The sequence below is a fragment of the Marinomonas spartinae genome, from assembly GCF_900089775.1.
GTDB classification, from domain to species: domain Bacteria; phylum Pseudomonadota; class Gammaproteobacteria; order Pseudomonadales; family Marinomonadaceae; genus Marinomonas; species Marinomonas spartinae.
Genome location: NZ_FLOB01000002.1, coordinates 179,063 through 191,608 on the forward strand (window position 1 = coordinate 179,063; position 12,546 = coordinate 191,608).

Annotated in this window: 11 protein-coding genes and 2 tRNA genes; 11 read left to right on the plus strand and 2 right to left on the minus strand. The window is 44.5% G+C overall.

Annotated elements, in window-relative coordinates:
* Window positions 1-56: 56 nt before the first annotated feature.
* Together MSP8886_RS04875 and yhbY are read right to left on the minus strand one after the other, a co-directional pair.
* Window positions 57-908 carry a hypothetical protein gene (locus MSP8886_RS04875; protein ID WP_067013339.1) on the minus strand — a complete coding sequence of 284 codons (852 nt, stop codon included), beginning with the start codon at window positions 906-908 and terminating at the stop codon, window positions 57-59.
* 113 nt (window positions 909-1,021) lie between these two features.
* Window positions 1,022-1,324: a ribosome assembly RNA-binding protein YhbY gene (gene yhbY, locus MSP8886_RS04880; RefSeq protein ID WP_067013341.1), complete on the minus strand. Its 303-nt coding sequence runs from the start codon at window positions 1,322-1,324 to the stop codon at window positions 1,022-1,024.
* 99 nt (window positions 1,325-1,423) lie between these two features.
* Here yhbY and rlmE point away from each other — a divergent pair, with 99 nt between their 5' ends.
* From rlmE to infB, 11 genes are all read left to right on the plus strand, one after another.
* The gene (rlmE, locus tag MSP8886_RS04885; protein ID WP_083200830.1) at window positions 1,424-2,044 is read left to right on the plus strand and encodes a 23S rRNA (uridine(2552)-2'-O)-methyltransferase RlmE; all 621 of its coding nucleotides are present in this window, start codon (window positions 1,424-1,426) and stop codon (window positions 2,042-2,044) included.
* 67 nt (window positions 2,045-2,111) lie between these two features.
* Entirely contained in the window at window positions 2,112-4,106 is a 1,995-nt protein-coding gene (gene ftsH, locus MSP8886_RS04890) for an ATP-dependent zinc metalloprotease FtsH (RefSeq protein ID WP_245659054.1), read from the plus strand.
* Between the two features lie 27 nt (window positions 4,107-4,133).
* A complete protein-coding gene (gene folP / locus MSP8886_RS04895) occupies window positions 4,134-4,967 on the plus strand; it encodes a dihydropteroate synthase (protein WP_067013347.1) in 834 nt (277 codons plus the stop codon).
* Entirely contained in the window at window positions 4,967-6,301 is a 1,335-nt protein-coding gene (glmM, locus tag MSP8886_RS04900) for a phosphoglucosamine mutase (RefSeq protein ID WP_067013349.1), read from the plus strand. The genes folP and glmM overlap by 1 nt, the downstream gene beginning before the upstream one ends.
* 98 nt (window positions 6,302-6,399) lie before the next feature.
* Window positions 6,400-7,149, plus strand: coding sequence for a triose-phosphate isomerase (tpiA, locus tag MSP8886_RS04905; RefSeq protein ID WP_067013351.1), 750 nt, complete (start codon window positions 6,400-6,402; stop codon window positions 7,147-7,149).
* Between the two features lie 3 nt (window positions 7,150-7,152).
* Window positions 7,153-7,518 carry a preprotein translocase subunit SecG gene (gene secG, locus MSP8886_RS04910; RefSeq protein ID WP_067013352.1) on the plus strand — a complete coding sequence of 122 codons (366 nt, stop codon included), beginning with the start codon at window positions 7,153-7,155 and terminating at the stop codon, window positions 7,516-7,518.
* A 22-nt stretch (window positions 7,519-7,540) separates the two neighbouring features.
* Window positions 7,541-7,626: transfer RNA gene (locus MSP8886_RS04915), tRNA-Leu, on the plus strand.
* A gap of 45 nt (window positions 7,627-7,671) precedes the next feature.
* Window positions 7,672-7,748, plus strand: a tRNA-Met gene (locus MSP8886_RS04920).
* Window positions 7,749-7,946: 198 nt separating this feature from the next.
* Window positions 7,947-8,408, plus strand: coding sequence for a ribosome maturation factor RimP (rimP, locus tag MSP8886_RS04925; protein WP_067013354.1), 462 nt, complete (start codon window positions 7,947-7,949; stop codon window positions 8,406-8,408).
* A 27-nt stretch (window positions 8,409-8,435) separates the two neighbouring features.
* Entirely contained in the window at window positions 8,436-9,926 is a 1,491-nt protein-coding gene (nusA, locus tag MSP8886_RS04930) for a transcription termination factor NusA (protein ID WP_067013356.1), read from the plus strand.
* Window positions 9,927-9,953: 27 nt separating this feature from the next.
* Window positions 9,954-12,539 carry a translation initiation factor IF-2 gene (gene infB / locus MSP8886_RS04935; protein WP_067013358.1) on the plus strand — a complete coding sequence of 862 codons (2,586 nt, stop codon included), beginning with the start codon at window positions 9,954-9,956 and terminating at the stop codon, window positions 12,537-12,539.
* The last annotated feature ends 7 nt before the right edge of the window (window positions 12,540-12,546 follow it).

Genomic DNA, 12,546 nt, shown 5'->3' on the forward strand with positions numbered 1-12,546 from the left:
AGTAAGTGTTGGTAACAGACGATTTTTATTCTACAGCTTGTATTGTGTTGGTCGTGCTAGGCCTTTATTGATAGATTTTTTTCTTTAAGTCGTTGTTCTTCTGGATTAGTTACCTTGCCAATAATGGGTTGGTAGTGTCCAACGAACAGTAGGCCGATCTTAGTGTCTGCTAAAAGAGCAGGTTGAAGGGTGTCGCCCTTGGCGCGCCACAGCCTTAGACCAAGCAAATTTTTAGCCGATTCTTCTGGAATATTTTTTAAGTGATCATTGCTTGCTACGTTATATGGATAGAGTGGTGATAATTGGTCTTCTTCGCCGTCTTGGTCGAGGAAAATATGATAGTGCGTTATTTGTTGGGCGAGGAACTCAGGTAAATAAGGGGTTTTTAATATGGCTAGCGTATTTTCTTTGGGCAGAGATGAAAATAGGGGGGGGATGCCTGGTGACCCTCTATGGGCAGACAGTAACACCGTCATCTCGACAGGGTTGCCGTAGTGAGGTTTAACAGGTATACGGAACGTTAGCTGTTTTGTTTGCGGGCGTTTTTGTATGGCGGGTTCTTGATAACTGCTATTAGTCTGTTCTGTTATGGCAATGCTGGGGGGGACTTGCAAATACAACTGCCAATCTTTGTTATCAAACTTGAGTTCTTCAGGGGATAAAACGGTTAGTTGTGTGTCGAAGATGTGATTGATAATGTGCTCAATCAGATTGGCAAAAATACTGGAAGAAGCGCTTAGAGGGAATTTATGGCGGCTATCGAGATGAATTTCTTTCACTTCGTTGGCGGCACTGCTTAAGTCGACAGAGTCTTTAGAAGAGCGGTTATAGCGTAACTTCTCTTTGTTGATGACAGTTGTTTTGTTGGGCAGTGTTCCAGAGCGGCTTAACGCGTCAATAAATAGCATTGATAAACACCTATCTTAATAAGATCCAGTTATAGGAGGATATCGGCTTTTTTATTGAAGAGTTTAGGGATAGTTTGTTTTTTAATCAAAACAGACTATCCCTTGACGGTATTTTAACGGTGTAAGTTAGAAAGCTTAACGTTGGTTTCTAGTGCGGCGCGGTAGAAGAGTACCACTTTGCCGATCGTTTGGACGACTTCTGCTTTCATAACTTTGGCTATTTCAGCAATAATAGCGTTTCTCGCCTCGCGATCAACTATGCTAATGCGGACTTTGATTAGCTCGTGATCTTCTAGGGCGCGGTCAATTTCTGTTAATACCGGTTCTGTTAAACCGTTACCTGCTACCATGACAATAGGATTAAGGGAATGACCAATTAAGCGATATTGCTTTTTTTGTGCGTTTGACAGACTCATAATAAAAATTTCTCATCTTAGTTAACCCTCTTTATTGGAGGCTTTAGAGGTTAAGCGATATTATAGCGGAATATTGACTGATTTAGGTATGATGAAACAGTGGCAAGATCAAAAAGTAGTGACCGTTGGATGAAAGAACATTTTGACGATGCTTATGTCAAAAAATCACATCAGGATGGTTATCGTTCCAGAGCCAGTTATAAACTCATTGAGCTGAATGATAAAGATAAGCTTTTTCGTCCAGCAATGCGGGTGGTAGATTTAGGTGCAGCTCCTGGAGGCTGGTCCCAAGTTGCCGCGAAACTAATTGGTGACCAAGGAACTATCGTCGCATCGGATATTTTGGAAATGGCACCATTACCTGGTGTTGACTTTGTGCAAGGAGACTTTACAGAGCAGGAGGTCTATGAGGCGATTCTGGAAGCGATTGGCAATAAAAAAGCAGATCTTGTAATTTCAGATATGGCCCCCAATATGAGTGGTAATAACGCTGTGGATCAGCCTCAGGCAATGTATCTTGTGGAACTTGCTTTGGATATGGCGGCTCAGGTGTTGCGCCCTGGAGGAAACTTTCTTGTGAAGGTGTTTCAGGGTGAAGGGTTCGATGATTACCTAAAAGCAATGCGAGCGCAGTTTGCAACAGTTGTAACACGAAAACCGGATGCCTCGCGCGCTCGTAGCCGCGAAGTTTATTTATTAGGAAGACAATACAAAGGTTAATAATGGTGTTCTAGTGTTATACTTAGAATACTCACTCTAACCGTTAAGAGGTGTGCTCTTGAACGATATGCTAAAAAATATTTTGTTGTGGTTAGTAATAGCCGCTGTGCTGCTAACTGTCTTTAACAATTTTGACTCATCATCCGATACAAACAGAATTTCGTATTCTGAGTTTGTTAAGGAAGTGAATGATGGACAAATAGCGAAAGTGGTGATTAGTGGTTATACCATTAATGGTACACGCAGCAACGGTGAATCATTTGAAACCGTGCGGCCGGCCGCTCAAGATCCAAAAATGATGGACGACTTGTTAAGCCACAAGGTTGTTGTTGAAGGTAAAATGCCGGAAAGACAAAGTATTTGGACGCAACTATTGGTTGCGAGTTTCCCGATACTGCTTATTTTGGCTATTTTTATGTTCTTCATGCGACAAATGCAAGGCGGTGGCGGTGGCAAGGGCGGTCCGATGTCTTTTGGTAAGTCTAAAGCACGCCTTTTGCCTGAAGATCAAATCAAAACAACGTTTGCTGATGTTGCTGGCTGTGATGAGGCGAAAGAGGACACCGAAGAGTTGGTTGACTTCCTGCGTGAGCCAAGCAAGTTCCAGCGCTTAGGTGGTAAAATTCCACGCGGTATTTTGATGTGTGGGCCGCCAGGAACGGGTAAAACTTTGTTGGCAAAAGCTATTGCTGGTGAGGCTAAAGTACCTTTCTTCACTATTTCTGGTTCTGACTTTGTTGAAATGTTCGTTGGTGTGGGTGCTTCGCGTGTTCGTGATATGTTCGAACAAGCGAAAAAACATGCGCCCTGTATTATCTTTATCGATGAGATTGATGCCGTTGGTCGTAACCGTGGCTCCGGCATGGGTGGTGGTAATGATGAGCGTGAGCAAACTTTGAACCAGCTGTTGGTTGAGATGGATGGTTTTGAGGGGAACGAAGGTATTATCGTGATTGCGGCGACAAACCGTCCCGATGTATTGGACCCTGCATTACTTCGCCCCGGCCGTTTTGACCGACAAGTACAGGTTGGTTTGCCTGATATTCGCGGTCGTGAACAGATTCTCAAAGTACATTTGCGTAAAGTGCCTTGTGATGATGATGTGGAACCAAAAAATATCGCTCGTGGTACGCCAGGTTTTTCAGGTGCGGACTTAGCAAACCTTGTCAATGAGGCAGCTCTATTTGCGGCACGTTCTAACCGTCGCTTGGTTAATATGGAGCAGTTAGAGTTAGCAAAAGATAAAATTCTCATGGGTGCTGAGCGCAAAACCATGGTAATGAAAGAAGAGGATAAGCTGAATACGGCTTATCACGAGGCAGGTCATACTATTATTGGCTATTTGGTGCCTGAACATGATCCTGTTTACAAAGTTTCGATTATACCTCGAGGGCGTGCGCTTGGGGTGACGATGTATTTGCCTGAAGAGGATAAATACAGTGTCAGCAAGCGAGGGCTTGAAAGTCAAGTATGCAGTTTGTATGGTGGTCGTATTGCAGAAGAAATGATCCACGGCTTTGATGGCGTTTCGACTGGTGCGTCTAATGATATTGAACGTGCAACCAGTATTGCTCGTAATATGGTCACTAAGTGGGGCTTGTCAGAAAAACTGGGACCCTTTGCTTATGAGGAAGATGATAATAGTGGTAGCTATATCTCTGGTCCGACGGGCAGTAAGGCAAACTATTTCTCGCCTGAGACAGGTAAAATCATTGATGTGGAAGTACAAGATATCATTAATCGCTGTTACGAGAAGGCAACTCAGATTCTAACTGACAACCGTAGTAAGTTGGATGTGATGGCGGAAGCCTTGATGCAATATGAAACCATCGATGCTAAGCAGATTAAAGAGATCATGGATGGTAAGAAGCCATCTCCGCCAGAAGGTTGGTCTGATACTCACGGTGACTCATCTAATGGTAATGGTGAGACAAAAGAAGTCGTTGCCGATGCAGAGCCGGAGACAAAACCTTCTTCCGAAGAAGGTGAAAAGCGCGATGATTTTGGTGCGTCTCCTAATCAAGCAAATGAAACAGCCCCTAAAACATCAGGTGAGTCTTAGCTTGCCTGCTTTGATTTCGGATAATGAATGTCTGTTATGAACTTTGGAGACAGGTCTCTCGACCTGTCTCTTCCTCATGTTATGGGGATTCTCAATGTTACTCCCGATTCCTTTTCGGATGGTGGATCTTATACCTCTCTAGATAGTGCCCTTAAACAAACTGAAAAAATGCTTCTCGAAGGCGCCAGCTTTATTGATGTGGGAGGGGAATCGACTCGCCCCGGTGCTGCGGTTGTTTCTATACAGGAAGAGCTGGATCGTGTTTTGCCTGTTGTTGAGGCGATAAAGCAGCGTTTTGATGTGATTGTCTCGGTTGATACCAGTTCGCCAGAGGTTATTTCAGCAGCAGCACGTCTTGGTGTGGGGTTGATTAATGATGTTCGTGCGTTAGAGCGCCCTGGTGCAATGCAAGCGGCTGCAGAGTCTGGAGTGCCTGTTTGTTTGATGCACATGAAAGGCAACCCTGAGACGATGCAGCAAAGTGTGCAGTATCGATCTGTGGTGGATGAGGTTGAGTCGTATTTATTAGCAAGAGTAGCGGCTTGTGAAGTGGCGGGTATTGGGCGTGAGAAGCTGATGCTGGATCCGGGTATTGGGTTTGGTAAATCGTTAGAACATAATTTGACTTTATTGAATCAGACTGCTGGGTTTAGGCAATTGGGTTTTCCTGTGTTGATTGGTGTGTCTCGTAAAACCATGATTGGCGACATATTAAATGTTCCTGTCAGTGAGCGTCTTTTCGCTACGATGGGGGCTAATGCATCGGCGTTTGCTCAAGGGGCACGTATTTTTAGGGTGCATGATGTTAAGCCCCATGTCGATATGCTGGAATTAATGTACAGAATTGAAAAGGAAAGGTAATGCGTAAATATTTCGGTACGGATGGTATTCGTGGTCGGGTCGGAACATCGCCGATTACACCAGAGTTTATGTTAAAGCTTGGTTGGGCGGCGGGCCAGGTTTTTAAAGAAAAAGATAAAAAGATTCTGATCGGTAAGGATACAAGAGTTTCCGGTTATATGTTTGAGTCAGCGCTGGAGGCAGGGATTGTGGCGGCGGGGGCGGATGTGCGTCTTGTTGGTCCGATGCCCACGCCTGCCATCGCTTATCTTACCCGTACTTTTCGAGCCAGTGCAGGGATTGTGATTAGTGCCTCTCATAACCCGTATACCGATAATGGTATTAAGTTCTTTTCGGCTGAAGGGGGGAAAGTTTCGGACGATATTGAGGAGCGTATAGAATATTATCTGGATCAACCAATGGAAGTGGTGGAGTCGAACTTGATAGGTCGTGCTAAACGTATCGATGATGCTGCCGGGCGATATATCGAATACTGTAAAGGGACCTTTCCTATTGGGTTGCAGTTAACGGGACTAAAAATTGTTGTCGATTGTGCGGATGGCGCAACCTATCATGTTGCACCACGGGTGTTTTCCGAATTAGGTGCAGATGTGGTAGCGATAGGTATTGAGCCTGATGGCTTAAATATCAATGAGACCAGTGGTGCCACTAAGCCAGAGTTGCTACAAAAAACGGTACTAGAAGAGCAAGCCGATATTGGTGTCGCTCTGGATGGTGATGGTGATCGTTTGATTCTAGTGGACCGTCATGGTGTTGTTCGTGATGGTGATGATGTGCTTTATGTTATTGCTCATCACCTAATGAAGACAGGGCGATTCAGTGGCGGTGTGGTTGGCACATTGATGAGTAACTTTGGATTGGAGTTAGCGTTTTCTGAAAGTGGCATCGGTTTTAGTCGAGCTGCTGTCGGAGATCGTTATGTCAATGAGAGACTGGTTCAGCATGGTTGGTCTTTGGGGGGAGAACCTTCTGGCCACATAGTATGCCGTTCCATTACAACCACGGGGGATGGCATTATTGCCGCGCTTCAAGTTTTACTGGCCATGATCGAAGGTGGTAAGGCGCTTGATGAATTGCTGACGGGGTTTGTCAAATTTCCTCAGAAGTTACGAAACATCCGTGTTGAGGAACGTTTTGTACCCACGGAAGTGCCAGCTTTACAGAAAGCGATTGCAATCGCAAATGAGCGTTTAAATGGTCTTGGTCGTGTTCTGTTGCGCGCTTCTGGGACTGAACCTTTGATTCGCGTTATGGTAGAAGGGCGTGATGATGAGACAGTGGATGAGTTGATTGAGTACCTTTCTAAAGAAGTTCAGGCAGCTATTCCCAAATAAAGACGAATTCTTGGCTTTTTGCTTCAATTGGTGAAATAAATACTTGAAACAATGGCGCCCATTCCATAAAATGGGCGCCTCGAATTTAGGGGTTAGATATGACTCGTCAAAAGATCGTAGCTGGTAACTGGAAAATGAATGGCTCCTTAGAGTCGATTAGTGCTCTTGTTGATGGTTTACTTAAGGCGGATCAATCTAATTCTGAAGTAGTAATAGCGCCTTCATTCCCTTATTTATCTCTGGTTTCTCTGTCTACAGCTGATAGCAGTATTGCGTTAGCGGCTCAAAACGTTAGTAATCAAGAGAAAGGGGCGTTTACTGGTGAAGTTTCGGTCTCCATGCTGAAAGATTTCTCAGTTAAGTATGTACTAGTGGGGCATTCCGAAAGGCGTTCACTGTATGCGGAGACAGACGAATTTATCGCATCTAAAGTGAAAGTGTTGTTGGAAGCTGGAGTGACTCCAATATTATGCATTGGAGAGACACTAGAGCAGCGTGAGGCAAATCAAACATTGGTTGTTTGTGAAAAACAGTTGCAAGCGGTGTTGGATTTAGTGGGTGTAGAAGCTTTTGCTAAAATGGTTATTGCTTACGAGCCTGTTTGGGCAATTGGGACTGGGTTGTCTGCTAGTGCTGAACAAGCACAAGAAGTGCATCAGGCAATTAGAGCATTTTTAGCTAAGTCTTCTGAAACTGTTGCCAAGAAAGTACAGATTCTATATGGCGGCAGTGTGAAAGCATCTACAAGCGCAGAATTATTTGCAATGCCCGATGTAGATGGTGCATTGGTTGGTGGTGCATCACTTGATGCAAATGAATTTATAGCAATCGTTAAAGCGGCAGGTTAATTAATGGAAGCACTGATTTTAGTTTTGCATATATTGGCGGCGGTTGTCATTATCACGTTGGTATTATTGCAGCAAGGTAAAGGTGCGGATGCAGGTGCCTCTTTCGGTGGTGGTGCCTCACAGACTGTGTTTGGCGGCCAAGGTAGCGGTAGTTTTTTTGGTAAAATGACAGCGCTTTTTGCATTGATTTTCTTTGTGACAAGTTTTAGCTTAGCGTACCTAGCTAGTCAGCAAGCAAAAAATATATCTGGTGCGGCGGATTTGGTTCCAGCAGCGTCTCATGTAAGTGATTCTGTTGATATGCCAAAACTAGGTGAAAGTAAGAAAAAAGCACCAGAAAGTAAATCTGATCTCCCCTCTACAAATTAATATGTCTTTGTAGATAAGTTTAGCCGATGTGGTGAAATTGGTAGACACGCCATCTTGAGGGGGTGGTAGCCTACGGCTGTGCCGGTTCGAGTCCGGCCATCGGCACCAATATTGAGTTGATGTTATGTTTCCTGTATAATGTCGTTAGTTTGTCGCGGAGTGGAGCAGTCTGGTAGCTCGTCGGGCTCATAACCCGAAGGTCGTTGGTTCGAATCCGGCCTCCGCAACCAATATTTACTCAGTATTGAGTTGTAATAATTGCCATTCTAAGAATGGTTGCTCTCTTAATCAGTATGATAAAGTAGAGTAATAAGGACCCCTATATGGGGTTTTTTGTTATCTGCACTGTTACTGTTTGTAAATAGAAATGGGCCTTGAGCCCGTTTTTTGTTTCTGCGTTTTGCAAATTATCGTTTCGGAGAAAGCGTTTGTCAGCTAAATATACGATTTTAGAAGAACTGATTCGACCTGTCGTGGAAGGTTTAGGATTCCAATTTTGGGGAATGGAATATTTATCACAGGGTAAAGACTCTGTGTTGCGTATTTTTATTGATACTGAACTAGAAAAAGGCATTGATGTCGAAGATTGTGCTCAAGTCAGCCGACAAGTTAGCTCTATCCTTGACGTTGAAGATCCTATCACTGGCGAATATAACCTTGAGGTCTCGTCACCTGGCTTGGATCGTCCCTTGTTTGAATTGACTCAATACCAAGCTTATGTCGGTGCTGTGATTGCTTTGCGTTTACGGGTTCCATTTGATGGTCGTCGTAAGTTTAAAGGGCTATTAGTGGGTATCGAAGACGATGAAGTCGTTATCCGTGTTGACCAGGAAGAATACCTGCTGCCTTTCGATCTGATTGATAAGGCAAATGTTGTTCCACAATTTTAATTTAACCTTGATAGAGAGGCTAAAAGGATGAGCAAAGAAATTCTTTTGGTAGTAGAAGCCGTTTCCAACGAGAAAGATGTTCCGAAACAAGTTATTTTCGAAGCCGTTGAAATTGCTTTAGCAAGTGCTGCCAAGCGTCGTTTTGAAGACGATGCATTGATTCGTGTGTCTATTGATCAAAGAACTGGGGATTATAAAACGTATCGTCAGTGGCATATCGTAGAGGATCAAGACTATTCTGCTCCAGCATCTGAGTTAACGGTAGATGATGTGGAAGAGCAAAACTTGAATGTTGCTTTGGGGGATATCTACGAAGAAGAGGTGGAATCCGAAGCATTTGGCCGTATTGCAGCGCAAACCGCTAAACAAGTGATTGTTCAAAAAGTGCGTGAAGCTGAACGCGCTAAAATGGTTGCTCGCTATAGTGAAAAAATGGGTAAGTTGGTTCATGGTCAAGTTAAAAAAGTGACTCGTGATAGTCTGATTATTGATTTGGGTGAGAACGCCGAAGCGACGTTACCAAAAGATCAGTTAATTGCTCGTGAAACGTTCCGCATGAATGATCGTGTTCGTGCTTTGCTAATGGAAATTCGTGAAGATAATCGTGGTTCACAACTTATCCTATCTCGCAACTCTCCTGATTTCATGATTGAACTTTTCCGTTTGGAAGTGCCGGAGATTGCCGAGGAAGTGATTGATATTCGAGGTGCTTCTCGAGATCCAGGCTTACGAGCAAAAATTGCTGTAAAGACCAATGACCGTCGTATTGATCCGATCGGAGCTTGTGTCGGTATGCGTGGTGCTCGAGTGCAAGCGGTTTCTAATGAAATGAATGGCGAGCGTGTGGATATTGTTCTTTGGGACGATAATCCTGCTCAACTAGTTATCAATGCAATGGCGCCTGCGGAAGTGGATTCTATTGTGATTGATGAAGATGCGCATTCTATGGATGTTGCAGTGAAAAGCGACAATTTAGCGCAAGCTATTGGTCGCAATGGTCAAAATGTTCGTCTTGCGTCAGCATTAACAGGTTGGGCATTGAATGTGATGACCAGTGAAGATGCCGAAGCAAAACAACAAGAAGAATCACAAAAATTGATCGACTTGTTTGTGAATGGGCTCGACATTGATGATGATTTGGCAATCCAAATGGTCGAAGAGGGATTTACGTCGCTAGAAGAAGTGGCTTACGTCCCGATGGAAGAAATGTTAGACATCGACGGATTTGATGAAGATTTAGTAAACGAATTACGTTCTCGCGCCAAAGAGGCCTTGTTAAATCAAGCGCTTCAAGCAGAAGAGCAATTAGATGGTGCCAAGCCTGCTTCTGACTTGTTAGAAATGGAAGGTATGGATAATCATTTGGCGTTGGTGTTGGCTTCTAAAGGCGTCACGACGATGGAAGATCTTGCAGAACAATCCGTCGATGAATTGCTTGATATAGAAGGTATGACAGAAGAACGTGCAGGTAAACTGATTCTGACTGCTCGCGCACCTTGGTTTGCTGAATCTGAATAAAATCTGAGTACATGAAGGGGGAACTTAATGACAGTTCAAACCGTAAAGATACTATCCGAATTGGTGAATACGCCAGTCGAGAAGCTACTGGCTCAGATGAAAGACGCCGGTCTTCCTCATAAGAGTGAAAACCAAGAAGTCTCTGACGTTGAAAAGCAAACATTGTTAAACTTTCTTAAGCGTCAACATGGCGAGGCAGGAAGTGGTTCAGAGCGTATTACCTTACAGCGTAAGAAAACCAGTACCTTGTCACGTAGTGATGGTGGTAAAGTAGTAAATGTAGCTGTGAAGAAAAAGCGCACTTATGTGAAGCGTACTGATACTGACGAAGAACTTCAAAAGCAACAGGAGTTTCTTCAACGTCAGGCAGAGGAACAAGCACGCCTGGCAGCAGAAGAGCAAGCTCGCATAGACGCTGAGCGTAAACTTGAAGCAGAAAAGGCGGCAAAAGCTCAGGCTGAAGCCGAAGAACAGGCTCGCAAGGAAGCCGCTGAAGCAGCAGCAAAAGAAGCGGCTGCGAGAGAAGCGGTTGTAAAAAGTGAGCAAAATGATACGGAGCAGAATGTCTCCGGTATAGGAGCGGCAGAACCCGTGGAAGCACCAAAACAGCCTAAGACGGCGAAAAAAACGTCCCAAGCGGCAGCAATGGACAGTAAAAAGCCAAATGCTGCACCAAAAAGTAAAAAAAGTGCTAATCGTCAAGATAGCGAAAAACCTCGCGGCCGTCACCCTGAGAGTAAACGTTCTCGCGTGAATATCAACGGTGACGAAGAGTTTGGTCGTCGTGGTAAGTTAGGTCGCAAAGGTAAGAAACCGCTGCAAAAACAAGAGCACGGTTTCCAAAAACCAACGGCGCCAATTATCCATGAAGTGGCCTTGCCAGAAAGTATTACGGTTGCTGAGTTGGCTGAAAAAATGTCAATCAAAGCTGCCGAAGTGATCAAGGTATTGTTCAAAATGGGCGCCATGGCGACTATTAACCAAACGATTGATCGCGATACGGCAACGCTTGTAGTTGAGGAAATGGGTCACACGGTTAAGTATATCGACGAAAACGCTGTCGAAAATGACATGATTGACGCAATCGATTATGACGGTGAAGCGATTAAACGTGCCCCCGTTGTTACCGTCATGGGTCATGTTGACCATGGTAAAACCTCTTTACTTGATTACATTCGTACGACTCGTGTTGCTGCTGGTGAATCAGGTGGTATTACACAGCATATTGGTGCTTATCATGTTGAAACACCACATGGTATGGTCAGCTTCTTAGACACACCTGGACACGCTGCGTTTACTTCTATGCGTGCTCGTGGTGCGCAAGCAACGGATATTGTTATTCTTGTTTGTGCTGCTGACGATGGTGTTATGCCACAAACCATTGAGGCGATTCAGCATGCTCGTGCTGCTAATGTGCCTATGGTTGTTGCCATTACTAAGGTTGATAAAGAAGGCGCGGACATTGATCGAGTGAAGAACGAGCTAGTTGCTCAAGAAGTGGTGCCTGAAGAATGGGGCGGCGATGTTCAATTTGTTGGCGTTTCCGCAAAATCGGGTGAAGGTATTGAAGAGCTTCTTGAAGCCGTTCTGCTGCAAGCAGAAGTGCTTGAGTTAACGGCTGTACCAAGTGCACCTGCTAAAGGGGTAGTGGTTGAAGCCCGTCTTGATCGTGGTCGCGGTTCGGTTGCAACCTTACTGGTACAAAACGGTACTTTGCGTAAAGGAGATATCGTTCTTGCTGGTTTGCAAATGGGTCGTGTTCGTGCACTCCTTGATGAGCGCGGTGAGGCTATTGATGCAGCAGGTCCTTCTATTCCTGTTGAGATTTTAGGATTAGATGGTACGCCAGGCGCAGGTGAAGAGTTCATCGTTGTAGCAGATGAGCGTAAAGCGCGTGAAGTAGCAAACTTCCGTCAAGGCAAATACCGTGAAATTCGTTTTGCTCGTCAGCACTCAGCTAAATTAGAGAACTTGTTCTCTGAGATGGGTAAAGACGAAGTACGTACTTTGAATGTCGTACTTAAAGCCGATGTTCGTGGTTCTCTTGAGGCTTTAATCAAGTCCTTGACTGACTTAAACACGGACGAAGTGAGGGTAAATGTTGTTTCTAGTGGTGTCGGTGGTATCACTGAGACGGATGCAACCTTAGCACTTGCTTCAGATGCGGTTATCTTTGGTTTCAACGTGCGTGCCGATAGTTCAGCTAAGCAGTTTATTGAACGCGAAAGTATCGATTTACGTTACTACAGTGTGATCTATAACATCATCGATGATGTGAAGTCTGCCTTGTCTGGTATGTTATCTCCAGATCTTCGTGAAGACATTAAAGGTACGGCTGAAGTACGTGATATCTTCCGTTCGCCTAAGTTTGGTTTGATTGCGGGTTGTATGGTGATCGAAGGTACAGTTTACCGTAGTAAACAGATTCGCGTATTGCGTGATGATGTCGTGATTTATGAAGGTGAACTTGAGTCTCTGCGTCGCTTTAAAGATGCGGTTAATGAAGTTAGTAAAGGCATGGAATGTGGTATCGGTGTGAAAAACTACACGGATGTCAAAGTAGGCGATAAGATCGAGGTTTTCGAAACCGTCGAAGTAGCGCGTACACTTTAATAGGACA

Excerpts from the sequence above, each read along its gene's own strand:
- MSP8886_RS04875 (WP_067013339.1), bottom strand. The coding sequence starts at position 908 with ATGCTATTTATTGACGCGTTAAGCCGCTCTGGAACACTGCCCAACAAA.
- yhbY (WP_067013341.1), bottom strand. The coding sequence starts at position 1,324 with ATGAGTCTGTCAAACGCACAAAAAAAGCAATATCGCTTAATTGGTCAT.
- ftsH (WP_245659054.1), top strand. The coding sequence starts at position 2,112 with ATGCTAAAAAATATTTTGTTGTGGTTAGTAATAGCCGCTGTGCTGCTA.
- folP (WP_067013347.1), top strand. The coding sequence starts at position 4,134 with ATGTCTGTTATGAACTTTGGAGACAGGTCTCTCGACCTGTCTCTTCCT.
- glmM (WP_067013349.1), top strand. The coding sequence starts at position 4,967 with ATGCGTAAATATTTCGGTACGGATGGTATTCGTGGTCGGGTCGGAACA.
- tpiA (WP_067013351.1), top strand. The coding sequence starts at position 6,400 with ATGACTCGTCAAAAGATCGTAGCTGGTAACTGGAAAATGAATGGCTCC.
- secG (WP_067013352.1), top strand. The coding sequence starts at position 7,153 with ATGGAAGCACTGATTTTAGTTTTGCATATATTGGCGGCGGTTGTCATT.
- nusA (WP_067013356.1), top strand. The coding sequence starts at position 8,436 with ATGAGCAAAGAAATTCTTTTGGTAGTAGAAGCCGTTTCCAACGAGAAA.
- infB (WP_067013358.1), top strand. The coding sequence starts at position 9,954 with ATGACAGTTCAAACCGTAAAGATACTATCCGAATTGGTGAATACGCCA.